Source organism: Hyphomicrobium sp. (assembly GCF_041659645.1).
Classification (GTDB): Bacteria; Pseudomonadota; Alphaproteobacteria; order Rhizobiales; family Hyphomicrobiaceae; genus Hyphomicrobium_B.
Genome location: NZ_JBAZXX010000001.1, coordinates 671424 through 695613 on the forward strand (window position 1 = coordinate 671424; position 24190 = coordinate 695613).

At 55.5% G+C, this 24190-nt stretch carries 24 protein-coding genes; 11 read left to right on the forward strand and 13 right to left on the reverse strand.

The features are described from left to right. Positions 1-753: 753 nt before the first annotated feature. Positions 754-1971, reverse strand: a complete 1218-nt coding sequence (locus WC811_RS03055; RefSeq protein ID WP_372640844.1) for a sensor histidine kinase — start codon at positions 1969-1971, stop codon at positions 754-756. Continuing rightward, on the reverse strand, positions 1925-2392 hold the full coding sequence (locus WC811_RS03060; protein ID WP_372640847.1) for a response regulator: 468 nt from the start codon (positions 2390-2392) through the stop codon (positions 1925-1927). Before WC811_RS03060 ends, WC811_RS03055 begins: the two co-directional genes overlap by 47 nt. 377 nt (positions 2393-2769) lie before the next feature. Here WC811_RS03060 and WC811_RS03065 point away from each other — a divergent pair, with 377 nt between their 5' ends. The 5 genes from WC811_RS03065 (at position 2770) to WC811_RS03085 (ending at position 6265) form a co-directional block, all read left to right on the forward strand. Beyond that, on the forward strand, positions 2770-3384 hold the full coding sequence (locus tag WC811_RS03065; RefSeq protein ID WP_372640850.1) for an ArsB/NhaD family transporter: 615 nt from the start codon (positions 2770-2772) through the stop codon (positions 3382-3384). A gap of 191 nt (positions 3385-3575) precedes the next feature. Continuing rightward, positions 3576-4118, forward strand: coding sequence for a sigma-70 family RNA polymerase sigma factor (locus WC811_RS03070; RefSeq protein ID WP_372640852.1), 543 nt, complete (start codon positions 3576-3578; stop codon positions 4116-4118). Continuing rightward, complete coding sequence (locus WC811_RS03075; protein ID WP_372640855.1) at positions 4115-4750, forward strand: ChrR family anti-sigma-E factor; 636 nt, start codon at positions 4115-4117, stop codon at positions 4748-4750. Before WC811_RS03070 ends, WC811_RS03075 begins: the two co-directional genes overlap by 4 nt. A 123-nt stretch (positions 4751-4873) precedes the next feature. Further along, complete coding sequence (locus tag WC811_RS03080; RefSeq protein WP_372640857.1) at positions 4874-5272, forward strand: hypothetical protein; 399 nt, start codon at positions 4874-4876, stop codon at positions 5270-5272. A 594-nt stretch (positions 5273-5866) separates the two neighbouring features. Next, positions 5867-6265: a DUF2177 family protein gene (locus WC811_RS03085; RefSeq protein WP_372640859.1), complete on the forward strand. Its 399-nt coding sequence runs from the start codon at positions 5867-5869 to the stop codon at positions 6263-6265. Positions 6266-6337: 72 nt separating this feature from the next. On the opposite strand, the gene WC811_RS03090 is transcribed toward WC811_RS03085, so the two are convergent. Then, positions 6338-7138, reverse strand: coding sequence for a DUF1295 domain-containing protein (locus tag WC811_RS03090; protein WP_372640861.1), 801 nt, complete (start codon positions 7136-7138; stop codon positions 6338-6340). Positions 7139-7326: 188 nt separating this feature from the next. Here WC811_RS03090 and WC811_RS03095 point away from each other — a divergent pair, with 188 nt between their 5' ends. From WC811_RS03095 to WC811_RS03115, 5 genes are all read left to right on the forward strand, one after another. Continuing rightward, entirely contained in the window at positions 7327-8670 is a 1344-nt protein-coding gene (locus WC811_RS03095) for an NAD(P)/FAD-dependent oxidoreductase (protein ID WP_372640863.1), read from the forward strand. Then, a complete protein-coding gene (locus tag WC811_RS03100; RefSeq protein WP_372640865.1) occupies positions 8667-9443 on the forward strand; it encodes a DUF1365 domain-containing protein in 777 nt (258 codons plus the stop codon). Before WC811_RS03095 ends, WC811_RS03100 begins: the two co-directional genes overlap by 4 nt. After that, positions 9440-10645, forward strand: a complete 1206-nt coding sequence (locus tag WC811_RS03105) for a class I SAM-dependent methyltransferase (protein ID WP_372640866.1) — start codon at positions 9440-9442, stop codon at positions 10643-10645. Before WC811_RS03100 ends, WC811_RS03105 begins: the two co-directional genes overlap by 4 nt. A gap of 103 nt (positions 10646-10748) precedes the next feature. Next, complete coding sequence (locus WC811_RS03110; protein WP_372640868.1) at positions 10749-11210, forward strand: TspO/MBR family protein; 462 nt, start codon at positions 10749-10751, stop codon at positions 11208-11210. Positions 11211-11294: 84 nt separating this feature from the next. Next, the gene (locus tag WC811_RS03115; protein WP_372640871.1) at positions 11295-12209 is read left to right on the forward strand and encodes an alpha/beta fold hydrolase; all 915 of its coding nucleotides are present in this window, start codon (positions 11295-11297) and stop codon (positions 12207-12209) included. Between the two features lie 117 nt (positions 12210-12326). Here WC811_RS03115 and WC811_RS03120 read toward each other — a convergent pair whose 3' ends face one another. Further along, positions 12327-12815 carry a CBS domain-containing protein gene (locus WC811_RS03120; RefSeq protein WP_372640873.1) on the reverse strand — a complete coding sequence of 163 codons (489 nt, stop codon included), beginning with the start codon at positions 12813-12815 and terminating at the stop codon, positions 12327-12329. Between the two features lie 202 nt (positions 12816-13017). Further along, positions 13018-14013: an NAD(P)H-binding protein gene (locus WC811_RS03125; RefSeq protein WP_372640875.1), complete on the reverse strand. Its 996-nt coding sequence runs from the start codon at positions 14011-14013 to the stop codon at positions 13018-13020. 201 nt (positions 14014-14214) lie between these two features. Here WC811_RS03125 and WC811_RS03130 point away from each other — a divergent pair, with 201 nt between their 5' ends. Beyond that, entirely contained in the window at positions 14215-14925 is a 711-nt protein-coding gene (locus tag WC811_RS03130) for a hypothetical protein (protein ID WP_372640877.1), read from the forward strand. 69 nt (positions 14926-14994) lie between these two features. Here WC811_RS03130 and WC811_RS03135 read toward each other — a convergent pair whose 3' ends face one another. The 8 genes from WC811_RS03135 to bchI form a co-directional block, all read right to left on the reverse strand. Beyond that, a complete protein-coding gene (locus WC811_RS03135; protein ID WP_372640879.1) occupies positions 14995-15477 on the reverse strand; it encodes a hypothetical protein in 483 nt (160 codons plus the stop codon). A 160-nt stretch (positions 15478-15637) separates the two neighbouring features. Further along, positions 15638-15796 (reverse strand): hypothetical protein, encoded by a 159-nt coding sequence (locus WC811_RS03140; protein WP_372640881.1) that lies wholly within the window; start codon positions 15794-15796, stop codon positions 15638-15640. A gap of 10 nt (positions 15797-15806) precedes the next feature. After that, positions 15807-17747: a 1-deoxy-D-xylulose-5-phosphate synthase gene (gene dxs, locus WC811_RS03145; RefSeq protein WP_372640883.1), complete on the reverse strand. Its 1941-nt coding sequence runs from the start codon at positions 17745-17747 to the stop codon at positions 15807-15809. A 24-nt stretch (positions 17748-17771) separates the two neighbouring features. Further along, the gene (locus WC811_RS03150; protein ID WP_372640885.1) at positions 17772-18854 is read right to left on the reverse strand and encodes a phytoene/squalene synthase family protein; all 1083 of its coding nucleotides are present in this window, start codon (positions 18852-18854) and stop codon (positions 17772-17774) included. After that, a complete protein-coding gene (locus tag WC811_RS03155) occupies positions 18829-20337 on the reverse strand; it encodes a phytoene desaturase (protein WP_372640887.1) in 1509 nt (502 codons plus the stop codon). The genes WC811_RS03150 and WC811_RS03155 overlap by 26 nt, the downstream gene beginning before the upstream one ends. A gap of 72 nt (positions 20338-20409) precedes the next feature. Beyond that, entirely contained in the window at positions 20410-21318 is a 909-nt protein-coding gene (bchO, locus tag WC811_RS03160) for an alpha/beta fold hydrolase BchO (protein WP_372640889.1), read from the reverse strand. 2 nt (positions 21319-21320) lie between these two features. Continuing rightward, positions 21321-23150 (reverse strand): magnesium chelatase subunit D, encoded by a 1830-nt coding sequence (locus WC811_RS03165; RefSeq protein WP_372640891.1) that lies wholly within the window; start codon positions 23148-23150, stop codon positions 21321-21323. Beyond that, entirely contained in the window at positions 23092-24117 is a 1026-nt protein-coding gene (bchI, locus tag WC811_RS03170; RefSeq protein ID WP_372640893.1) for a magnesium chelatase ATPase subunit I, read from the reverse strand. The genes WC811_RS03165 and bchI overlap by 59 nt, the downstream gene beginning before the upstream one ends. Between the last annotated feature and the right edge of the window lie 73 nt (positions 24118-24190).

Genomic DNA, 24190 nt, shown 5'->3' on the forward strand with positions numbered 1-24190 from the left:
TGAGATCGCCGACGGCTGTCATGAACTTTGCGACGTTGCGATCCCGAATTAGCCCGTCAATGGCCCGGCCGTTCGCGTGTTGCCTTTGCCGCCAGCGTCTCCATCACGAGTTGCCGGGCTTCGGCGTTGCGAGCCAAGCCGTGGAGGTACGCGTTGCGATAAGTCTTGGCGGACGAGCCAAACTCGCGCGCCAGTCATCAGCGCTTGGTTTTCTGTCCTGCCCGCTCAATTAGACGGCGGATCATTTCCGATCTGGTGGGGATGTCCTTCTCGATGCGTCGAAGCTCGTCGACGATCTCCAAATGCCGGTCATCCACGCGAATCGGCACGATTTTTTTCAGTTCTTCAGACCTCCGCATCGGTGAAGCGATCAGTTCATATTTTGTTTTCGCTGGCCGCTCCGCATCGCCATCGAGAAATTTTCCAGCCGGGATGCTCCTGTGTCCAATTGCTGAATCGAAGGGGAGCCTGAACCATACAGCCGATCGAGCTGACGTCGCTCTCCATTGAGATTCTAAAATCCCGGCAGACAGATGGATCGCGGGTAAGACAGGCAGAAATAAAAAGTGCCAGCATGATCACGTCCTCTTATTTTAGAGGTATACGACCGGACGCGCGCGCAGGATCACCTTTGCATCGCAAAGTTTAAACCAAGCTGATTTTTGTTATGATTTCTGATGCTATGCGGCCTGCCGCGGGTTGATGCTCACGCTGGCATTGAAGAATAGGAATGCCTTTGCCGGGATGAATAGATTACGCAACCGGTGCGGGATCGAGCGACAGAGCGAACACAAATTCTGTGCCTCGCGGAAGTCGTAACACTTTCAACTCCGCATTCATCTGCTCCGCAAACGTCTTCACGAGGCGCATGCCAAGGCCGCGAGCAGGGCCGGTACCAAAACCTTCAGGTAATCCGTCACCCTCGTCACGGATGGACATCGAAACCGTGTTCATATCTTTAGAAGCGAGCTTAACCCAGACTTGGCCTTCGCGTTGCGGATAGGCGTGCTTGGCGGCGTTCGTGACAAGCTCCGTCAATAAGATCGCCAGCTGAATGGCTCGATCCGTGGTCATGTAAACAGGCGCAGTCGCCTCGAAAGTTATGAGACAATCGGGAATCGCTTCCTCCAAATCTCGACAGACTTCCGAAAGGTAGGCCGAAAGCTCCAATCGTTTGACGTCGGAACTGCGGTATAACCGATCATGCGCCCGGGAAATCGCACCGACCCGTGCCGAGGTTTCGATAAGGATTTGCGAGACCGCCCGATCGTCTTGGGAGCTGGCCCGTAGATTGAGCATGCTCGACACGAGCTGCAGGCTGTTCTTCACGCGATGATTGATTTCCTTGACCAGCACCTGCTGATATTCGAGGGCAGATTGTAAATTGGTCTCGCGACGCTGCCGCTCGATCGCCATGCCGATGATGTTTGCTGATCCTTGAAGAAAGGCGATGTCCTTCTCGGAGAAATCCCCTTCGGCGGTGCTGTCGACTTCCAAAACGCCGTACGGTTTGCCGTCGCCTTGGAGGATGACGTTGATTGCGCGACGGATATTATTGGCCGCCAGCAATTCTGGCGTTCTAAATCGCTCCTCGTTCTCCAGCTGATTTGAGATGACGGGTTTGCCCGTCCTTAAGGCATATCCTGAGGGCGAATCGAGGTCGGCACCCAAAGTCGCATGTCCTACCGTGCCGGCCGGCCAACCAACGCCAGCCCTCATCAACATCTTGTTTTCGGAGGGAATGTATTCAAGGATTTTGCAGAAGTCGGCTTCTAGGCCCTCGGCAGCAAGACGCGTCGTCTCGTCCAGCAACTCACTGAGCGGCGTCCCCCGCAAAGCCAACACGCCAAGTTCGGCGAGAATTTCCTGCTGACGTTCACGGGTCGCGATTTTTGCCGCACTACCCTCAAGGTTGGGCTGAACACTAGGAGTCGGTTCGACGACGGCGGGCTTTGGATCTGAGGATGTCATGGGTGCTGCACTGCTGAGGACGGGGAGAAAGCCTCATACGCCTAATCCTAGGTCTTCGCCAAGAGATCCACAATTTGGCTAAAAGCTGTTCGGCTTGAAAGGGCTTGCGGAGCACTGGCACCTCCGCATACGTCGGGCCAATCAGATCTGGATCGCTGGTCTGAAACAAGAACGGAATACCCTGTTCACGAAGCCAATCCGCCACGGGAAAGGTCGTGGTGTCGGCCTGGAGTCGGACGTCGAGAACGGCGGCGTCGGGACGATTCTGTGCAAGCAACGCAAGCGCTTCAGAAACGCGCGCTGCGGGCCCGACGACGGAGACGTCCGAATTCTCTAAAATGTCTTTTATATCCAGAGCAATAAGAGGCTCGTCCTCGACGACCAGGACGTGAAGACCGCGTAATATGTCAGCGAACACCATGAAGCCCCCTTGAGGCCCCTACAGGAGCGTGATCTGAAACTGGGTCACAGGCTTATGGTTCCCCACAAATACTCACGATAAATACCGCGCTTGAGTGGCGCAATCCGCATTTGGGCAGGCGCACAGAAGCGCGACACGGAACGAAATTCGCCGTCGGAATTTTTGGCGGTACTGACTCGCACTGGAAAAGAAACGCCGCGACATGGTGGGAACATCATTGCCTGCGGCCTCGGAGCGAACCCCCGCGACACCGCCGCAAGCCGTCCGCTCTCTTCTGAGTCTCAATTTCTTCACGCCGATTTTCAGGCGGGGATAGGGCCGTTCCTTGGGGTCTTTTGTTGGCCCATGGCTGGCAAAGCGGACTCATTGGAACGGTGATGACGATCGGCGGTGTCGCCGATATGCTGATGAGCAGCTTCGCCGGAGCGCTGATCGACCAGACGTCGTCCAAGCGCGCTTATGTCATCATCGCGGGCATCTGCACTATTATGGCGTCTGCCATCATACTTTTGTCGCAGGAATTTTGGGTCGTCGCGACTTCGCAGGTGGCAACCGCCATCGCTGGAGCAGGAATCGTACCCGCCGCCAATGCCATTAACCTCGGGATCGTGAGACAAGCGGGGTTCAACAGAAAGAACGGCCGCAATCAAGCCTTCAATCACCCGGCAACCGCGCGTGGCGCGAGCGTCGTGGCCGGTGTCGGTATTAGCCTGAATTCCAATATCATCAACAACCTTCCGGCCGGGCTGATTGCGGGTAGCGCCGTCCATCAGGCTCAGGTTCCGACCATCGTCTCGATCGCGGTTCTGATCCGCGTCGATCTTGGCCCAAACCTTTCTGTGACGGGTTCGCTCGCGACCATTCAGTGGCTCAACGTTTTGCGCCGTGAAAACCTGGAAATCGGCGCTTGGGAATTTCTCAAGCTTGGCCCTATCGTGATGCTTCCGGCCCTGTTTCTTGCACTTGGAAACTTGATGCTCGCAACATCATGAATCGACCGCTGAGCGGTCGGCACCTACGATCGATCTGATCGAATAAAGAAAATTTGAAAATATTTTCGATCCGCAATGAAGTACGATATCTCGATGTGCTCCCGATCATTGCTCAAGATTGTGGTGCTGTCGGAACAGCGTTATAGACTGTGCCAGGAATTTTGTTCGTGACCGAGCATTCAAGAGGAAAGATGTCGGACTCGGATAAACTTCGGCAGATCGCAGGCCGAAGGGATCCCCGTGCATTCAAGCAGTTGTTCGAAAAGTATGCTCCTCGCGTTAAATCCTTGATGATGCGTTACGGCGCGGATGCAAATACCGCCGAGGAGCTGGCGCAAGAAACCCTTTTCGCGGTTTGGCGCAAAGCGACGCTCTATTCTGATGAGAAGGGGAGCGTCACGACGTGGATTTTTGCGATCGCACGTAATCTAAGGATCGATAAGCTTCGTAGAGAAGAGACGTGGGTCGAGTTGCCCGACGGCTACGATCAGCAACCGAGCACGGATGTGCAACCGGACGAGGTCTTATCAGATGAAGAGCGGCGGTTAAAAATGCGCCTCGCGCTAAACTCTCTGCCAGCGGACCAGTTGCAGGTCGTTACGTTGTCGTTCATCGACGGCCGATCTCACAGCCAGATCGCAGAGCAGCTCGGTCTGCCGGTCGGAACGGTCAAATCACGTATTCGGTTGGCTTATCTAAAGCTTCGTGCCGTCGTGGGGACAGACGAGCAATGAATATCGTGCATCACCCGGCAGATGAAGACCTTGTGAGCTGTTCGGCGGGAAGCATGCCCGAGGCGTTAGCTGCCGTCATGGCGGGTCATATCTCGCTCTGTGAGCGTTGCCGTAAAGAACTCGCAATTATGGATGCGATAGGCGCGTCGCTGCTTGAAAATATGCATCCCTCGCCGCTAGCGCGAAGTTTCGTGGGCGTTCCTTCAAAAACAGCGTCTCGCAACGTGAGCAAATCGCTGTCGGGTGATGTGCCGCTCCCGTTGCGGAAGTATGTAGGTCCGTCCCTGAGTAATGTTCCGTGGAAATGGATCGCCCCTGGAATTTGGCAACATCGGCTGCCGTCGTCCCAGAGATCGAAGGGATTTCTGCGTCTGATTAAAGTTTCTCCCGGGCTCACGCTCCCGGATCACGGCCATACTGGCAGTGAGCTAACACTAGTGCTGCAAGGCTCGTTCAGTGATGCCACAGGCTCGTACGGGGTCGGCGACGTCGCAAGTGCAAACGAGGGAGATGAGCATGGCCCTGTCGCTGCCGCGAACGGTCAGGAATGCATCTGTCTCATCGCGTCTGAAGGGCCGATGCTTTTTAGAAGTTTTTTGGCTCGGATCGTTCAAAGGTTTACCGGATTTTGAGCGCCTGTCGGTCTGCCTAAAGTTCGATCTATTTGCCTCCCCGTTGAGATCTCAGCCCTGGGCATGTGATCCGTTTGTCCCAGCCCTTCGTACTCGACGGATAACCCAACGATCGAGGATGAGATGGTTGCCGAACAAAAGGCCGTGAATCTAACCGTTGCGGTGTCGTTGATCTCTACGTGCTTGGGAAGCGGCTTTGCGATATCTGAAACATTCTCGAAAGCTCTAGACGCGGGTGCAAGATATGGCGAAGCACTTGGTGCGATCGAGATTTGCGACGGTGCGAAGCTTACGGATAAGGCTATAAATCTTAAGTCATCATTTGCCGGACTTGATCTCGATCGGTTTACTGCACAGGCGGCCAAAGTTTACGAGGCCTGGGCTAACATCAAACACTGTGTTCAGCCGAACGACCCTAATCCGTGCAGGATAATCATTCAGAAAAGCTGCCTGGAGGCGATTTCCGAGATCGGCCCAGAAGGTTCGGTGATGCCAGGCTTGCTCGATTTTAAAGATCCGTGAGGATTGATCCTCGCGCTTACTAGCTAAGGCGCGACTCTTATAAGCTGCAGCAAGATTGAATAAATAAAATCTGATTGAACCGGTTTCTCAAGATCTCCGTATCTCGCTTAGGCGGTGCAGCGCCGCTTGCAAGCTGCGCCGTCGAGCTGGCTTATTCAGCGAAGCCCCGGCAATAATCTTCCCTTTGTCGGGGCTTTTTTGTCAGCTAAGCGAGGTGCGTTCTCCTTTCCGCACATACCTATGCGGGTACCTTATGTTTTCAGGGCATGGGCCTTCATCTCAAGTATTTTTGCACGCAGCGCGGAGCGTCGCGGTTGGTCGGCCATTGATTTTATGCCTCTGCAATCTTGATACATGGGCCAGGAGGCTCAAGATTGAGCCGACTGTTCTCTGGCAAAGGCGAACGTTCTCTTAGGTCTAATGTTCCGCTACGACTCGGCATCCGAGCAATCAAAGCCAGGCGTCTATCTGTCGATCCTCAGTTGATCTTCGTCAGGACAATTCGTGCGGAGGTTCAAAGATCCAAATGCGCGGTTTGTCCGTAGGAAAGACGAAGGCGTATGCAATTGAATTCGACGATGCGCGGATGTGAACATGATTTTTCTGGTCGGTTATGTGGTGTTCCTGATTGTCTTCGGACTGATGGATTTTGCGTGGCTGAGCGTTACAGTTCCGAAATTGTATCTTCCAGTTCTCGGGGACTCGGCCGCCACGAATATGAGGGTGGCACCCGCAATCGTTTTTTATCTGTTCTACGGGGTTGGGGCCGTTTATTTCGGGGCATTACCCGGCGTGTCGTCGGGTATAAGGATGGCCTTCCTGAGCGGGCTGTTTTTTGGCGCCGTGGCTTATGGAACGTATGACCTTACCAACTATGCGACCTTGAAAAATTGGTCTTTGGCGCTGACCATTGTAGATATGGCGTGGGGTGCGCTTGCTACTGGGTTTGCCTGCATCGCGGCGTGTGCTGCGATGCGGTATTTCTCTTCTTGAGGCACTCATTCCTCGCTAGCGTCGTCCACGCGATGCAACGTCGCTAACCGCGATAAAAACTTCGGCCCAAGTCTAGTACCTTGGAGGTCCCAGGAAAAACGCGTTCGTGCGCGATTGGTATTTTCGGAATTCTTCACCAGACCGGTTTAGCATGTGCTGTTCGAGCAGCGGAATGCCCGAAACTCGCACAAGCAGAAAGTACATTATGATTGGGGCCGATATCGCGAACCATCCCCACGCGTAACCATTTCGGAGATCAATGGCGATAACGGGATAGGCAAGCCAGCAGATCCACTCGAAGAAGTAATTGGGATGTCTCGAGTATCGCCAAAGAGCTCGATCGCAAACCCGGCCTCTATTCTTCGGATCGGCTCTAAATGACTTCAGTTGGTGGTCGGCGAGTGCTTCGCCGCCGACGGCGGCAATGAGCAACGCGGCGCCAAAGAAATCTTGAAGGCGAAAGCCGTCCGCAGGATTCCAGGCCGCAATGAGGATTGAGACCACGAGGGGAACGCTCACCCAAGCTTGCTTTTGCGCGAACCAATACATCTCACGCGTCGCATCCGCGCCCCATCCCGCAATGAGCCGCGCGTACCGAGGATCATCTGTCATGGTCGTAGTTCTTAGCGCGATATGGAGACCAAGGCGGCCAGCCCAAATACTAACCAAAATAGATACGAGCACGGCCCTTTCGGAAATCCCACTACCTAAGAGAGCGCCAAGTACGGCTGTAACTCCGAGGCCAAACGTCCAGGTTGTGTCGATCCATCCCGAGTTGCGCGTTTTTTTCCAGATTAGCCATCCGACCGTCATAGCCAAAGTGAGAGCTGTGAACGCGTAAATTGCGGCGATTGTCAACGATAGGTTCGTCATTAGACCCACATAAGGATCGCATTTTTTAGCGCGAAAGCTGGGATTACTGAAACCACTTTAGCAGTCGCACTTAGCGGATACGGTGCTGGCGAAGATATGGATCATCGCGAGGTGATCCAAGTGCGCTGCGGGTCCGTAATCCCCTTAGCTCACAAAAGAATCTCCTGGGAAGTGTCGCGAGAGCTTGAATGTATGACTCTGGTCGCGAGACAGTCCTAAATATTGCCGTGGTTGGCAGCGGCATCTCTGGGCTGTCGGCTGCTTGGCTTCTCAGTCAGCGGCACTCGGTAACGCTTTACGAGGAAGATGAGAGAATAGGTGGACATTCGAATTCAGTGTCCGTGCCCAACTGCGAGTCATCCGTAGACACCGGGTTCATCGTCTACAATGAGCTAAACTATCCAAATTTGACCGCCCTTTTTGAACATTTCAACGTGCAAACACAACTCGCAGAGATGTCGCTGGCGATTTCTCTTCGAGGCGGTCGGTTAGAGTATTCCGGAACGAACCTTCGCGGCCTCTTTGCCCAACCGCGCAATGTCGTCAATCCTCGATTTTGGTCGATGTTGAGGGATCTCCGCAGGTTCTATCGATGTGCTCCGTTGGATCTTCCGGATCTGGAACGTCGGTCGATCACATTGAGCGAATATCTCGACGAAACGCAGTACGGGAGGGCCTTCCGAGACGACCATCTCTTGCCCATGGCCGGCGCCATTTGGTCGACGTCGCCAGATGCAATCCTGGATTATCCGGCGGCCAGCTTCATTCGGTTTCACGAAAATCACGGCTTGCTGAAGTTGACCGGCAGGCCAGCGTGGCGCTCCGTAACCGGGGGCAGTGGAAATTACGTCGCGGCCCTTACGTCGTCATTTCGAAAACGCATCCAGCGCGGAAACGGGATCACCGCGGTCAAATCTGCCGAGCAGGTGGTATTTGTTCGTGATCAAAATGGTCGAGTTGAAAAATTCGATCATGTCGTCATCGCAACCCATGCCGATCGCGCTCTGGCTGTTATTGTCGATCCAAGCGTCGAAGAGCGCGGAGCGCTCGGCGCATTCCGATACAGTCGAAACCGTGCCGTTCTGCATTCGGATGCCTCGCTCATGCCAAAACGACGTCGAACTTGGTCGAGTTGGAATTATATTCAGTCGACCGACGGCAGCGACGAGGTTCCGACAATAACGTATTGGATGAATCGCTTGCAGAACCTCGGCACGACGCGGCAACTTTTTCTAACTCTTAATCCCCGGGTTGCGCCGCGCGACATTCTCTATGAGACCGATTACGAGCACCCGTTATTCGATAGTTCCGCTATTGCAGCGCAAAAGAGGCTTTGGTCACTTCAGGGCCGGCGCCGCGTTTGGTTTTGTGGTTCGTACTTTGGCTATGGTTTTCACGAAGACGGGTTGCAAGCTGGGCTGGCGGTCGCAGAACATATTGACCCTTATTGCCGACGCCCCTGGTCAGTCGCCAATGAATCCGGCCGCATCTCTATTCTTGGTCCAACCAGACCGTCAGAGGTTGCAGCATGACGTTGAACTCGGCTCTCTACTCCGGCTCCGTCATGCATCGCAGAGTCCGTCCCGTTCTTCACGTGTTGCGCTACCGAGTGTTCTGGCTGCTTCTCGACATCGACGAAATCGACGAGTTGGCAAAGACGCTTTGGCTATTTTCGCGCAACCGCTTCAATGCGCTTTGTTTCTGCGATCGAGACCACGGTGACGGGGGAACGGCCTCACTTCGCGCGCAGATCCTAGGGCATCTATCGCAAGCGAATGTTCAGGCGGAAGGTAAGATCCTGTTGTTGTCGATGCCTCGCATCTTCGGATACGTTTTCAATCCTCTAAGCCTCTATTTTTGCCATGATACAAAGAACCAGCTGAAGGCCATGGTCTACGAGGTTCACAATACTTTCGGAGAACGGCACAGCTATGTGATCCCAATCAACGGTGGAGGCGCCAGCATCAATCAGGAATGTGAAAAGGCTTTCTACGTGTCGCCCTTTCTCGGGATGGATTTGCGATATTCGTTTAGCGTTGCACCGCCGGGCAGGGGCATCAATGTATCGATCCGCGCCCACGACAATGCGGGCCTCGTGATCTTAACTGCTCTGTCCGGCGCGAGGCGCGCGCTCACCGACGGCTCTTTGTTATCTGCTCTTTTCGCGTTTCCCTTTCTCACCGTGAAGGTGATGGCAGCCATTCACTGGCACGCCCTGCGCCTATATTTCAAGGGCCTCAAAGTCCACGCTCATAGTTCCGCAGCCCTTCGGCATCGCGATCTTCCAGTCAGGAAATCCACATGAATGAAACGACCGTAGATGTGTGCATGGGCAAACATTCTTCGACGCGCTCGCGTCTCGCGAAGGCCATCTCGAGACGCATTCCGCAAATCAAAGCGGGAGGATTGTACCTGTCGCTCCCTGACGGTGGAGTCATAATCCGGCGGAGCGATGCCATAGGTCCAGAGGCCATCATCGAGGTCAACTCGTGGATCGGGCTTTTGCGAATTCTATTCGATGGAGAGCAAGGTTTCGCAGACGCCTATCTCGCGGGCGAGTGGTCGACACCGGACCTGAAAGCAGTGCTTTCTTGGGGGATGGCGAACGAGCGAGTGCTTGCTCGCGCCGGTTCAAGTTCGTTGTTCACTCGCGTGCAAAATCGAATTCGTCATTTGCGGCGAGAAAATACGCGCGGTGGCAGCCGCCGAAATATCGCTGCTCACTACGACCTCGGCAACTCGTTCTACAAGGCTTGGCTTGATGCCGAGATGAACTATTCCTCCGCTATCTACGCGCAGGACGACACATTGGAACTGGCGCAAAATCGCAAACTCGAGCGCGTGATCGAGTTGCTCGGCCTTGAAGGTGGCGAGCGCGTTATTGAGATCGGTTTTGGTTGGGGTGCGCTTGCGCAGCGCATCGTCAGTAAAGGATGCCATGTTACAGGTCTGACACTATCGCGCGAACAGCTCGCGTACGCACATGGTCGGATGAAGGATGCGAGAAACGCTGCCGACTTACGAATACAGGATTACCGCGATGTGGTGGGGCGCTATGATCGCGTCGCCTCCGTCGAAATGATCGAAGCCGTGGGTGAGAGATTTTGGCCGGCTTATTTTGCGAAGATAAGCAGTATTCTCAAGGAGGGTGGGGTCGCCGTTTTGCAGGCCATTACGATAGATGAAAAGCGCTTCATCAATTATCGGAAAAACCCAGACTTCATTCAGCGTTATATCTTCCCGGGGGGGATGCTGCCGACGGGAGCGCTAATCAAGGAACTGGCAAGTGCATATGGCTTGAAGCTTGTCGAGCAAGAAGCGTTTGGAACGAGTTATGCTTTGACACTCGCAGAATGGCAGCACCGCTTTTTTCGTGCCTGGCCGCATATTGAAAGCATGGGGTTCGATCAAAGGTTCAAACGCATGTGGGAATATTATCTTGCGTATTGTGAAGTCGGTTTCTGGTCCGGGTCGGTAGACGTAAACCTCTTTAAGTTTGTTCGGTGAGCGCGCAACGCCCGAGCCTCCCGCAGCGTTCGAGCTTAGGGAGGACACGGCGATGATATCAATCCGAACCGAGTTCTCCGACCAAACGTGCAGGAGGACGGAATTGATCGATTGGTTGAGTTTGTTTCCGTTCTTAGGAATTGTTGCTGCAGCTGCGCTGAGCGGCGTTAAATTCATGCCAGGGCATTGGTATTCGACGCTTCAAAAGCCAAGCTGGACACCACCCGATTGGTTGTTCGGGCCCGCTTGGACTATTTTGTATATCATGATCGCGGTCGCCGGTTGGCTGGTTTGGAGCGTCGAAGGGGCCGGTGTTGCTCTTGCAGTTTGGTGTCTCAATTTGGGATTTAACGCGGCTTGGTCATGGCTGATGTTTGGTCGTCATCGCATCGGCTGGGCGTTCATGGACGCCATGGCAATGCTTGTAACGATACTGGCATTTCTCATTATCGCGCGGCCAATAAGCTCGACTGCGGCCCTGCTCTTCATCCCCTATCTTGGTTGGGTCGCGTTTGCCGCGGCGCTCAATTTCGAGATTCTGCAGCGTAACGGTTCTGCGGCCTGATCGGCTGCCGATTCGCGGTAGGTTTCGAAGGCTGTTGCTTCAAACTTTTAAAATGATGAGTCGAAGTTGCGGAGGAATTCAATATTGCTCGGAATCGGAGCTGCGGCGTCGGTCACATGCCTCGCAGTCGGCGCATGGCTTTGGACGCCTGATAAATCTCGGGCAACTCTTGAGGCAAAGTATCTCCGTTCGCCGGCCGACTATCTCGCCGTTGAGGGGCTCCGCATTCATGTTCGCGAAAGTGGATCGCCAGATGCCCCGGTTGTCATTCTCATTCACGGGTTCGGCTCAAGCCTTCACACTTGGGAGCCTTGGGCGCGCGGACTGTCGGACAAGTATCGCGTGATACGGTATGATCTTCCAGGCTTTGGATTAACGGGCGCCGACCCGACGGGCGACTACACGGAAGAACGCGGTGTGCATCTTCTCGCGGCCTTGATGGACAATCTCTCCGTTCGACGGGCGAGCCTGATCGGAAACTCCATTGGTGGCAGGCTCGTTTGGCACTTTGCGGCGCGATATCCGCAGAGAGTCGACAAGATTGTTCTCATCTCGCCGGACGGCTTTGCCAGCCCCGGATATGAGTATGGGAAAGCACCGGCGGTTCCCTTGTTGGCGAGGATGATGAAATATGTGCTGCCTCGAACATTTCTCAAGGCAAACCTTGCTCCAGCGTATGCCGAACCTGGTCGCCTAACCGACGCGATGGTCGACCGCTACTACGATTTGATGTTGGCACCTGGCGTTCGCAGCGCGATGATTGCCAGAATGGAACAGACTAGATTAGAACCGCCGGAGCCGCTGCTTGCAGTTATAAAAGCGCCGACGCTTATCGTATGGGGGCAAAAGGATAACCTGATACCGGATTCGAATTCAGCTGACTATATTAGAGCGATGCCGGAAGCAAAACTCGTCATCTTGCCCAATCTTGGACACGTACCGCAGGAAGAAGATCCATTGAGTTCTTTGTCGCCGGTGCGGGCGTTTCTCGACAAATGACGAAGATCAAGTCGCACTTTGATAAGCGATAGGTCGAGAAAATCATGGAACCAAAGTCTGGCCGGCCGATGCTGCATGAACGTGGCATCCGCGCGGCCGATGGCAACGTGATTTAATTTATCGACCCGAAATGGCAATGTCCCGGAGAACGCGCGTCTCGAGAATAACTTCGTCGAGGCGGTGTTTCAAAATATCACCAATACTTATCATGCCGACAATTCGCGCGCCGTCTCTGACAGGAACGTGCCGAATACGACGCTCGGTCATCACCCTTGCGACGTCTGAAATCCGATCATCGGACCCGCAGGTAATGACCTCACGGGTCATGAGATCCGCCGCAAGCAATGAACTGATTTTAGGGCCGTACAAACCGACGCCCTTGCAAATGTCACGCTCAGAGATAATTCCGTCCAACGAGTCGCCATTCGCACTAACGACAAGTGCACCTACCTTTTCGTGCTCCAACCGTCGCGCAATATCGTAAATGCTATCATTGGGCCGCACGGTCATAACCTCGTTGCCCTTCTCCTCCAGAATGTCTGAAACCTTCATTGTTTTCTCCCGATTTTCCTGTGCCTGTTGCCCAAGTTTCGTAAGAAATGACATTCGAAGCCTCATTGGATCTTTTCGTCAAGTGTTCGTTACAAGAGAAGTGAATAAACTTATTTACACATGGTCAGTATGATCGCGAGCCGGCGTCGGCCATTAGCTCGGAAAAGTTTATTTGCGTCGCACCATTGTTTAAGAAAATTCCCGATCGAATTGGTTCTTGTGTGCGGTTGCACAAGAAGAGTTATTGCGGCGAAATTCAAAACACGGCGTGATCGCCACGTTCGACGGAGACGTCGTCTCTGATCACGCGCGCGTAAAAATCAAATAACGTTTCGGTGCCGATGGAAGGAGTAGCGGCGGCATCATAGCGTTCTGTCACCGGGTCCCAAACCAGCATTGATTCAGTGGCGTAGTATCGCCCGATGCGCGCCAACTCGGCTTTTTCGGCTATAGAAGGAAGGATGCGTCCGACTGCAGTCAGTGTCCAAGCAATGGCATCCATGGCGGGGACAGGCACATATCGGAACTTTGGCTCGTATCCCAGCAAACGAAACAGTTGCTCGCCTTGCTGCTTCGGCGTGGTCGCTTGTCCTGGGCCTCCAACAGGCAGAATGCAATTGTGACGGCTTTCATCTTCGATGCATCCGGCAAGAAATTCGCCCAGATCGTCATCGCTAATTGGTTTGCATGCCGTCAGCATCCCATCGCCAAATAGCAGAAAGGATTTACCCTTTCTTACGCGATCGATCTGACCGGAGAGCGACTTGAAGAAGGCGGTAGGCCTGACGATCGAGTATGTGGGACCGGATCCGATCAGTGCCTTTTCAAACGCAAGCTTGGCATATTGAAACGCCAATAGTGGTTTTTGAACGCAGATTGCTGATAGTAGAATGATGTGCGAAACGCGGGCTTTTTTTGCCTCGTTCAGAGCGGAAATGTGCGCTTGATAATCGATGGACCATGCGTCTCGTGGTACTCCGGTTCGCGACGCAAGGCACGAAACCAGCACATCGAACTTCTCACCGCAAAACCCATCGCTAGATAGCGATATTGGATTCGTTACATCGCCATAGCGAAGCGTTGCGCCTGCGAGAGAATTGGCGACATCGTCGTCCGATCTCATTCTCTCGCTTGCGCCGTCGAGGCGCAAGAAACACACCACTTCGTGGTTGCGGCGCAGCAATGCTCGTACGGCCGCGCGGCCGGCCGTGCCTGTCCCTCCTAGAACGATGACGCGTCGAGAAGAGGCCACTAGATTCGCCAATTACCAAGAAGAAGGAAGGTTCATTTTTGCACTGACCATGACGAACGTCTAGGCGACAGACGACAACGCTTAGGCACGACGTCATCACTTGAGATTTCCTATTCGTCGCGTCGCTCACCTTTTTGCGAAGCCTGCGGAACAATTTGTGAGCAGGCGATGTTGCGAGTTCGAGAGCAACGGAGATTCATCATGTCTCGCAGCATCATCGTTTTGCCTGCACTTATGCTGGTCACGAGCCCCGTAAGCGCTGCAACTGACCAACAGTGTCAGAGTCTTTGGAAGACGGCCGACGTCGACGCTAATGGTTCGCTCTCGCGATCTGAAGATAAAAACAGCTATATCGCTTCGGTGGAAAAGGGTGGCGGCCATCTTCTTCAACCGGACACGCTGTCTCGTGATGAATTTCTTTCGTACTGCAAAACCGATTTCTCGGGAGTCGCGACGCAGAGCCCTGCGAACACCAAGGATTTTGGAAAAGGCGATTTGACGCCGGGCACACATCCGCTTGCGAAAGAGGACGCGATGAAGAAGTTCGAAGCGAGCGGTTTCAAGGACGTTCGCAATCTTTCACTCGATGATAAAGGCATTTGGCGCGGAACCGCGATGGCGGATGGCAAAAAGAAGCCGGTTGCCGTCGATCAACAGGGAGATATCGTGGCGCAGCTCGGCGAGGTAGCTCCGCCAAGCGGGAACAATACAATGCCAAAATCCGAGACCGCCGTTTCGTCTGAAGGTGAAACGCCAGCTGTATCCGGATCAGGCGAGGGCGAGCGCAGCGGACTTGCTCTATGGTTATGGATCATTGTGGCAAATGCTGCCGGCATTTTCTTCCTAAATGGAATTGGAGGCCCCAACAGCGCGATGGGCAGCGGCGGGTCGCACGTTCCTGAACGGAGGTAGTCACGCTCGATGGGCCAATTTCCAAGCCGCGTACAAGCGGCCGAGGTTCATTGAGCCTATTGAATTTGATTAGGCCGCAGTTTGGCTTTGCCGCTCTTCAAGGGGAAAGTCTGATGACGACGTGTCCGCCGTAATATCGGCGGTAGACGGCACAATCGTTACTGGATCATCAGTTGCTTCGGACACTGCGGGAGGCGTTCCGGCCAGTATCAAAGCTTCTGCCATAAGGTCTCTCGACAGCGCGTAATAGCCTGCGAAAACTGCCAGCGCGAGCAAAACGAAGACAGCCGGCGTGTTTAAAGTCGAAGTGCCAACTGCGCCCGTTGCTTGGAGAAAAAATCCGACGACGAGCAATGCTGCGCCCACGCGGGTGTCCAGCCACTGCCTCGACATCCGCCTTAGTTCCGCGGATATCTCACCGGCGCTTGTCGTTTTAATCAGTCGCGACGGCGGCGGAGTGAGAAATACCGCATTGCAAATAAGCGCGATACCCGCGAGCGCGTAGATCAATCCACCTACGCTCCAAAAATTGTAACTCGACGCCAGGGCCATGTGTATCACTCCTTGGAGCAGTCGATATATCGAAGATCGTGTAGGTTCGTCCCAAACTGCGGCAGTCGTCAATACGGGTAGGCATTAAAATGCGATTGGGGTTGTGGTCTCTTTGTGTTCGTCGGGCTTATGAATTCACCGCAGATCTCAGCGAGACTTCTCAGTCGCCGGCGGAATTGGTATCGCGCGTCGCCTGATGGCCGACCTCTACTCGCTTTCTGCCGCGACGGACTTCGCGCCGTATCTTGAACAATTCCCAGAAGCCGAACGCGAGCGCAGCGCCGAAAACAAGAGCCATTTCAATCACGCCGAAGCTCATTTTGTCCCGCCTATGAAGCGTGAAGACCTGTTGTTATCGTCTCCCGCCCCAAGGCGTTGAAGACAGCCGACACAATCCCTTTTGCATCGAGGCCAGAGTTTGAATACATCACAGTCGGACTGTCCTGCTCGACGAAAACGTCCGGCATAATCAGTGATCGCATGCGAATTTTGCCGTCTAACATGCCGTTGATGCTTAGGAACTGCATCACGTGTGAGCCAAATCCTCCAATGGCACCTTCTTCGACCGTGATCAGCACTTCATGGTGATGTGCCAGTTGTGTGATGAGGTCTTGGTCGATGGGCTTGGCAAAGCGAGCGTCGGCAACGGTCGTGGATAATCCCGCTGCGGCAAGTAAATCGGCCGCTATGAGGCATTCCCCCAAACGTCCGCCAAGAGATAGTAGGGCTATTTTTGATCCTTCGCGGAGGATGCGTCCTTTACCGATTGGAAGCGGCACACCTTCGACAGGGAGGGCTACGCCGCTCCCTTCGCCGCGCGGATAGCGGAACGCAGAAGGTCCGTCATCGATCGAGGCTGCCGTCGCGACCATATGGTAAAGCTCCGCTTCGTCAGAGGGAGCCATAATGGTGAAATTCGGAAGACAGCCTAGAAACGTTAGGTCGAACGTTCCCGCATGTGTTGGTCCGTCGGCTCCGACGTATCCGGCCCGATCGATTGCAAATCTCACAGGCAATCGTTGAATCGCGACGTCGTGAACAACTTGATCGTAGGCCCGCTGCAGGAAGGTTGAATAGATCGCAGCAAATGGTTTCATACCTTCAGCTGCGAGTCCCGCCGCAAACGTTACAGCGTGTTGCTCTGCGATGCCGACATCGAACGCTCGATTTGGAAATTCCCGGGCGAAAAGATCGATCCCAGTTCCTTCGGGCATGGCGGCAGAAATCGCGACGATGCGTTCATCTTTTCTGCCTTCAGCGATAAGGCTGTCGGCAAAAACGCGCGTATAGGACGGCGCCTGCGCCTTCGATTTGGCTTGCGCTCCGGATATGACGTCGAATTTGACGACGCCGTGATATTTATCTGGGGCCGCTTCTGCGGGTACGTAACCTTTGCCTTTCTTGGTGACGACGTGAACGAGGATAGGACCTTGCTTCGTGTCTCTGACGTTTTTGAGAACCGGCAGTAACTGTTCGATGTCATGCCCATCCACCGGACCGACGTAGTAAAAGCCCAGCTCTTCGAACAATGCGCCCCCGGACCAATATGTGCGTGACATTTCTTCCAGTCGCGCTGCGCGCCGCTCCCATTGTTTGGGAAGCTTCTTTGCAAGTTGCTTCGCGATGTCTCGAAGATGTATGTAGGTCCCGCTCGAGGTCGTTCGCGCCAGATATTTCGAGAGAGCCCCGCTTGGGGGCGCAATCGACATATCGTTATCGTTGAGGATCACGATGAGGCGGGCGTCGAGCGTCCCGGCGTTATTCATCGCTTCGTAAGCCATGCCGGCGCTCATCGCGCCATCGCCGATCACGCAGATCACGTTATTGGCATCGCCTTTGAGGTCGCGAGCGATGCTCATTCCCAATCCCGCCGAAATTGACGTCGACGAATGCGCCGCGCCGAAGGGATCGAATGGACTTTCGCTACGTTTTGTAAATCCCGAGAGACCGCCCGTCTGGCGGAGCGTTCGAATTCGGTCTCGGCGCCCTGTGAGGATTTTGTGCGGGTAGGCTTGGTGGCCGACGTCCCAGATCAGGCGATCGTCTGGAGTATTGAAGACGTAGTGCAGGGCGACGGTCAATTCCACTACGCCAAGTCCGGCGCCGAGGTGACCGCCGGTCACCGAGACCGCTTCGATCGTTTCGCGGCGCAGCTCGCTGGCAAGCTGTGCGAGCGACGCCTGCGGGAGTCGACGAAGATCGCCCGGCGTTCTGACTTTGTCGAGTATCGGCGTCGTTGAGGGTTCACTTACTGCTTCATAGTCTTTCATTTTGCGACCCCACGTTCGCCCAAACTACGCGACGAGTTCTTTATCGGTCAGTTCACGGAGTTCGGTGCGTTCTCTGCGCTCTAGTTGTTCGAAGATGTCGATCAACCGCAGTGCGCGGCCGCGGATATTCCACCAGCCAGGCGGTTCGTCGCGCCAACGCGCGGCGTGAGCTGACGTCACAGCTGTGACCACAAATTCTGCCTCACTGAGGTGGCCGCCCAACATTGGGGTTGGGCGTGATTGGATGGCTGACAGAGCTTCCCAGCACAGCTGCAGTTTGCGCTGCGTCGACACGGAAACTCTGGACGAGACAGAATCGAAGCCTTTTCGGCGCAGTTCGTTGCCGATTTCCGCGTAGAGAAGCCGTGCTGCTCTGATGCCTGGGCGGCATGACAACGGTAGTGCCGCAATGGCCGGATCTGCTCGCTGGTAAAACGCGTCTGCCGTCTTCAGAAGGCGGGAAATGACAGATTGCAGGGGTTGTGAAAATTCAGGTTGGGCAAGCCATCGGACCGGGTCGATGCCCGCTTCGCGCATCCAAGCCGACGGCAGGTATAAGCGCCCCATGCGGGCATCCTCGCCGACGTCGCGAGCAATGTTTGTCAGCTGCATGGCAACGCCGAGATCGCATGCCCTCGCGACAAGTTCTGGTGACGATGCACGCATCAGAACCGCCATCATGGCGCCCACGGTTCCTGCAACGCGAATGGCGTAGGCTTGAAGTTCTTCGATGGTTTCATAGCGGCGAGATAAGGCATCCCATTCAAGGCCGGTAATGAGGCCTTCGGGCAGCTCCCTCGGAACGGCATACGTTTGGATCGTTGCCGCGAACGCCCGATCGATGGGGGTCGAAAGAGGATGGCCGTCATAGGCGAGGTCGAGTCGTCGCCGCAGGTTCGCGATCGCCGCCAGACTTCCGCCTTCGATATCGACAGCGTCATCCGCGATCCGACAGAATGCATAGAGAGCGGACGCAGAATTTCTGACCCGGCGCGATAGCAAGAACGACGCCATATAGAACGTCCGAGATCCACTTCTCAAAAGTGTTCGGCATGCGGCCGTATCGGATCCGCTCATCGATTTACCCCCGTTTGAATGTGGCAGCATTCGGCACCAACGATTCTAGAATTCGCGCCGAAGAAAGCACTCCCGGAACGCCGGCGCCTGGATGTGTGCCGGCGCCGACAAGATAAAGATTTTCGATGTCTTCGCTGCGATTGTGCGGCCGAAACCAGGCGCTCTGAGTGAGCGTGGGCTCAAGGCCAAACCCCGCGCCTTTGAAGGCGTGAAGCCGGGTTTGAAAATCCAATGGTGTCATGATGCGCGAAGTGACGATGTGTTCCTCAAAGCCGGGGAGGGCAACTTCGCTGAGCCGCTTCGCTATCGCTTGGCGATAGCTCTCGGCTTTCGTCGGCCAATCGATTCCTGCATCGAGGTGTGGAACCGGCGAGAGAACGTAGAACGCGTCGCAGCCTTCCGGCGCGAGGCTCGGGTCTGTCGCTGTCGGCCTATGCAAATAGAGGCTCATGTCGTCGGCGAGATGCTTGTGATCGAAGATGTCGCGCAGGAGTTCGCGGTACCGAGGGCTGAGCAAGATCGTGTGATGCGGGATGGCGGGGTAACGCCGCGAGGTGCCGAAGTACCAGACGAACAAACCCATCGAGTAGCGGGCGCGATCAATTTTTCTATTGGTCCAACGTCGACGCGATTTGCCGGGCAGGAGATTGCGATAGGTCCAGGCAGAATCGGCGTTCGACACGACGATGTCCGACATAATCGTCTCGCCGCTTATAAGTCGGACGCCGCGGGCTGTGCGGCCGTCGAGGAGTATCTGTTCAACTTCCGCGTCGTAGCGGATTTCGCTGCCTTGTCCTTCGATAAGGCGCGCAAGTCCCGCGACGAGCGCGCCCATGCCGCCCATGGGAAAGTGCACACCCCAACGCCGTTCGAGGAAGGAAATCAATCCATAAATCGACGTGACGCTGAACGGATTACCTCCAACGAACAGAGAATGAAAACTCAGTACCAGCCTGATATTCGGATCGCGCACGTATTTGGAGACGAGCCCATACACGCTTCGATAGCTCTCGAGACGTATGAGGTCGGGAAGGACGCGAACCATGTCGGACCATGATGAGAAGGGCACATGGCCGAGCCGCTCAAAGCCGATTTTGTATATTTCCTCTGCGAGACGCATGAAGTTCTCATAACCAACGACGTCATCCGGCGAGAGGCGCGCCACCTCATCGCGCATCGTCTGGGCATCTGGCGTGCAATCAAATGTCTCGCCGTCATCGAATCTGATGCGATAGAATGGCGTGAGTGCTTTCAACTCGACGTCTTCTGAAAGCTCGCGACCACAAAGCCGCCAAAGATCCTCGAAAAGAAATGGTGCAGTGACGATGGTCGGTCCGGCGTCGAACGTAAACCCGTCCTGGCGGAACACACTCGCGCGGCCTCCTGGGCCGTCAAGTTTTTCGAGGACGGTGACACGATAACCGCGTGCACCTAGTCTGATGGCGGCGGCAAGCCCGCCAAATCCACTTCCTATAATTACGGCGTGAGGCCGGTCGCTGTTAGGAGCCAACATGCACGGCAGTCCGCTATCTAGTGTCAACAATCGTGGACATTAAATAGTGTCAAGATGTTATACGCAAGAGTTTTATCCGCTGTATCGTTTGCTTCGGAATTGATCCGCCGAGGCGGCGTCGGCGATCTCGTCAACGATCCTCGCGATCTCCTCCGGTCGCTCTTCGTGGGCGAGGTGCCCGGCGCGCTCCACCTTAACGATCCGGGCATTCGGAATGAGCCGCCCTACCGTTATTGCGTCTGCGGGCGATATTGCCCTGTCATTCGTGGCGGCAATCAAGGTGATGTCGGTGTTCAGTAGCGGCAGGTCAGCTGCGAATTTCGTGAGATCCCAGCTGGCCATCATGCCTAACGCGCCGGCGACGTGTCGCGGATTTTTGAAGAGCCGGGAATAGTAGTCCAAGTCTCGCGGCTCGATCTTTGAGCCCGTTCCTAAAATCACGCGTTCGACCGTTGCGCGGTTCTGTCCTCGCCAAGCCATGATTTGCGGCACCATGGGCGCAGATACGAGTAGCTTAGCAAGAGGTGAGAAAAACTGGCCGATGGGCGTTCCAAAGGGCAGAAGCGCTCCGTTTATGCTTGCGATGGCGCGAGGCCGCATCCGCCGATCGATCGTCGCGCGAATTGCAATTGCGGCCCCGGCTGAGTGACCGATGACAAGGTCAGGCTCCATGCGGAGCGCTCGCATTAGTTCGGTCATTTCGCGCGCGATGCTCGAAAGCGTCAGCCCACTCCGATCCGGCGTGGACGTGAATCCGTGGCCGGGGAGGTCGGGCGCGACGACGGTGAACCGTCGGGTCAATAGCGGCATAATACGACGCCACGAGTGCGTCGACGCGCCTGTGCCGTGTATCATGAGCGCTACCGGCCCGTTGCCGGCGATCTGCACATGCCATCGGAGGCCAGCGGCGCTGATGAATTGGCTTGTCTCTCGGTTCGGCCAATCCGCTCCGTCGCGGTTCCAAACCAACCCGGCGCTCACTGTCAGATACTCCTAGCATCTTGCGCTTTGATGGCCTTCGAAAGCGTATCGGCATCGGCATATGCCAGCGGCAGGTATTCGGCACCCATAGCATCTGCAAGTCGGGCAGCGGGTGCATTTGGCTTGGCGGACGTGTCTATGACGATCGCAGGGACGCCCATGCACCTCAGCGTCTTCGCTGCTTGGACGGCATCTTCTTCAGCTGCTGCGCGTCCGGGTTTGCCATTGCGATTTAGGTTTGCGCGGCCGTCGGTGAGAACTACGACGCTCGGCGCTTGACCTTTTCTTCTCACGGCATCGCAAAGCTCTGCCGCCGCGTCGATGCCGGATGCCAGCGGTGTACCGCCTCCACCGGGAAGATCCGCGAGATTTCGCTTGGCTCGCGCCAACGAGCGGGTCGGTGGTAGAAGCAGTTCGCTTCCCCGTCCGCTAAAGGCAATTAGCGCTGCGTGATCCCGGCGGCTGTAGCATTCGGATAACAAGATCTCGACTGCGCCCTTGGCCTCTCCCAGCCGTTGCACTGCTGTCGATCCCGAGGCGTCGACAACGAAGACAGTTACCGTTTCGCCCCGGCTCTTTAGCCTCCATACCCGGAAATCTACCGCCCTTACGGCTATGCGATTGGTGGCGTCCGTTTCGCAATGTGCCGCGATTTCCCGGCGACGAAGAGGTTGCCAGGGGGCGGCGGCGCGTAGAGTTTCGACGATATTCAACCGAGCGCCTTGAGAAATCGGGCCAGCCTTAAATCCGATCGGTCGGCCACGACGCGGTGACTTCTTTCGATCTCCTGACTTTCCGGTTGTTGATTTGCTGAATTGGTGGTGGTTGTCCGATTGCAAGCGTTCCAACAAATGCGGTGGTAAGGCAGATTTAGCTGCGGCGATTAGGGAATCAGGGAGCCGTCCGGCTTCTTCTTGGATCGATGAATTATCATCCGGATTCTGATCGTGTGTGTCAGACTGCTGCGGAGAGTTGTCGGCCGCTTCTTCCGGATGTCGCGTGGCCCGAGGAGCGATGACCAAACGAATGGTTGCGGCGATGTCGTCTTCTGAGACGCGGTTGCGACCGTTGAGAGCTGCGACTAGACGCAAAATTCTAGAGGCGTGAAGTATTGCATTTGTTGATGATACGGCGACGACCGCCCCCAGTTCGCAGAGCAGTCTGATGCAGTCGTCGTCAAGGGGAATTGAGGCGGCAGCTCTGCTCGCAATCTTCACGCGCTCGCGCGTGAACGTGTCAACATCGATTTTCGGGCTGGCGGCATCGGGTAGTGTGATGTGAAGTCCGGCGCGATCAAGAAGAGCGGAGGGAGGGCGCTCTTCTGCAGATTGGCCTTCATCCAATGCGATGATGCCGAAGCTCGTCGGCGCAGTTGCGGTGAACTTATCGCGCTGAAGTGGTATTGCGCCCAAATCCATGGTGGTGGCAATGCGGCTCGCAAGTGGCGCTGTAAGCCGCTCGGCGCTAGGAATAATGATAATTCCGCCGTCGGCCTCCTTTAGTAGCCCATGCCTCGCGATAGGTCGGCCCGTCGCGAGCGTCATTGCGAGGTCAAGGCCGCCGAGAAGGCTCTCGTCGCCGATATGAGACGGCACCCGGCGGACAGGAGTTCCCGCGTCTAGGAGCGATAGCGTGTTCCGCAACCAAGACTCGCGGGCTGGACCTGACACGGTGCGAATGACAATGCCACCAACGCGCGCTGGGTCGGCAGCGAAAACGGCGGCCGCAAGCATCGCGTCGTGAAACGGTAATTCAAGGACTGTTCGTTCGTCGTCATCCACAGAAGACGTCCTCAAGCGTGCGTTGGATGCGCGCGGTCGATCCACTTTCATCTAGTGGATTGCGGCGTAAACGATGGCGAAGCGCTGACGGCGCAACGAGGCGCAGATGATGATCGGAGACGGCATCGGATCCTTCGAGCGCCGCAACGGCCCGGGCCGCACGCATAACCGTCAATTCTCCGCGGAGCCCATCAGTCCCGAGCCTGACGCAAAGACTTGCGGCCCGTTCCAAGACCTCTTGCGATAATTCCATTTTAGGCAGTTTATTGCGTGCGGACAGGATCTGTTCCCGGATGCGCCGGGTTTCGGGAAGCCATTTAACTTTGAACGCGGCGGGGTCATTTTCAAAGGCATCACGGCGTTTGATAATTTCGACGCGCGTCGAAACATTTTCAGGCGCGCTGACCTCGACGGACAAACCGAAACGATCCAACAGCTGTGGCCTCAACTCGCCTTCTTCGGGGTTTCCGCTGCCGATCAGCACGAAGCGGGCAGGATGCCTAACGCTTAAGCCTTCACGCTCAACGACGTTCTCCCCGGATGCCGCAACGTCGAGTAAAAGATCTACGAGATGATCTTCCAGGAGATTGACTTCATCGATATATAGAAAGCCTCGGTGGGCTCGCGCCAGCAATCCGGCCTCGAACGATTTTTCCCCCCGAGATAGAGCGCGCTCAAGATCAAGCGCACCGACGATGCGATCCTCGGTGGCACCGAGCGGTAGATCAACCACAGGGACAGGCGCCATTTCACTCGGTAGTGGGCCTTGGCGGCCACGAGTTTGACAGTCGTCGCAGCCCGATCCGTTGGCGCCTGGATCGCAATGGTACCGGCATCCGGAGACGACGAGCATCGGCGGCAGCAATTCGGCTAGGCCCCGCACGGCCGTCGTTTTACCGGTGCCACGATCGCCGAAAACGAGTACGCCGCCTAGAGTCGGATCGATCGCCGACGCGAGAAGCGCGAGTTTCATCTCGTCTTGGCCGAGAATTGCTGCGAAAGGAAAGGTAGCGCGCATTGGTTTACCTTCAAAGCAGATGTCGACCGCTTCTCGGCCCAACATGCTGATCACGCCAAGCTGATTGTAAACT

What these genes read in the sequence shown, in the direction of transcription:
- WC811_RS03155 (WP_372640887.1), bottom strand. Translation starts at nt 20,337, where the DNA reads ATGTTGGCTCCTAACAGCGACCGGCCTCACGCCGTAATTATAGGAAGT.
- WC811_RS03105 (WP_372640866.1), top strand. Translation starts at nt 9,440, where the DNA reads ATGAATGAAACGACCGTAGATGTGTGCATGGGCAAACATTCTTCGACG.
- WC811_RS03065 (WP_372640850.1), top strand. Translation starts at nt 2,770, where the DNA reads ATGACGATCGGCGGTGTCGCCGATATGCTGATGAGCAGCTTCGCCGGA.
- WC811_RS03140 (WP_372640881.1), bottom strand. Translation starts at nt 15,796, where the DNA reads ATGAGCTTCGGCGTGATTGAAATGGCTCTTGTTTTCGGCGCTGCGCTC.
- WC811_RS03075 (WP_372640855.1), top strand. Translation starts at nt 4,115, where the DNA reads ATGAATATCGTGCATCACCCGGCAGATGAAGACCTTGTGAGCTGTTCG.
- WC811_RS03165 (WP_372640891.1), bottom strand. Translation starts at nt 23,150, where the DNA reads ATGAAAGTGGATCGACCGCGCGCATCCAACGCACGCTTGAGGACGTCT.
- WC811_RS03090 (WP_372640861.1), bottom strand. Translation starts at nt 7,138, where the DNA reads ATGACGAACCTATCGTTGACAATCGCCGCAATTTACGCGTTCACAGCT.
- WC811_RS03130 (WP_372640877.1), top strand. Translation starts at nt 14,215, where the DNA reads ATGTCTCGCAGCATCATCGTTTTGCCTGCACTTATGCTGGTCACGAGC.
- WC811_RS03070 (WP_372640852.1), top strand. Translation starts at nt 3,576, where the DNA reads ATGTCGGACTCGGATAAACTTCGGCAGATCGCAGGCCGAAGGGATCCC.
- WC811_RS03135 (WP_372640879.1), bottom strand. Translation starts at nt 15,477, where the DNA reads ATGGCCCTGGCGTCGAGTTACAATTTTTGGAGCGTAGGTGGATTGATC.
- WC811_RS03095 (WP_372640863.1), top strand. Translation starts at nt 7,327, where the DNA reads ATGTATGACTCTGGTCGCGAGACAGTCCTAAATATTGCCGTGGTTGGC.
- WC811_RS03085 (WP_372640859.1), top strand. Translation starts at nt 5,867, where the DNA reads ATGATTTTTCTGGTCGGTTATGTGGTGTTCCTGATTGTCTTCGGACTG.
- WC811_RS03120 (WP_372640873.1), bottom strand. Translation starts at nt 12,815, where the DNA reads ATGTCATTTCTTACGAAACTTGGGCAACAGGCACAGGAAAATCGGGAG.
- WC811_RS03080 (WP_372640857.1), top strand. Translation starts at nt 4,874, where the DNA reads ATGGTTGCCGAACAAAAGGCCGTGAATCTAACCGTTGCGGTGTCGTTG.
- WC811_RS03055 (WP_372640844.1), bottom strand. Translation starts at nt 1,971, where the DNA reads ATGACATCCTCAGATCCAAAGCCCGCCGTCGTCGAACCGACTCCTAGT.
- WC811_RS03060 (WP_372640847.1), bottom strand. Translation starts at nt 2,392, where the DNA reads ATGGTGTTCGCTGACATATTACGCGGTCTTCACGTCCTGGTCGTCGAG.
- WC811_RS03100 (WP_372640865.1), top strand. Translation starts at nt 8,667, where the DNA reads ATGACGTTGAACTCGGCTCTCTACTCCGGCTCCGTCATGCATCGCAGA.
- bchI (WP_372640893.1), bottom strand. Translation starts at nt 24,117, where the DNA reads ATGCGCGCTACCTTTCCTTTCGCAGCAATTCTCGGCCAAGACGAGATG.
- WC811_RS03150 (WP_372640885.1), bottom strand. Translation starts at nt 18,854, where the DNA reads ATGCTGCCACATTCAAACGGGGGTAAATCGATGAGCGGATCCGATACG.
- dxs (WP_372640883.1), bottom strand. Translation starts at nt 17,747, where the DNA reads ATGAAAGACTATGAAGCAGTAAGTGAACCCTCAACGACGCCGATACTC.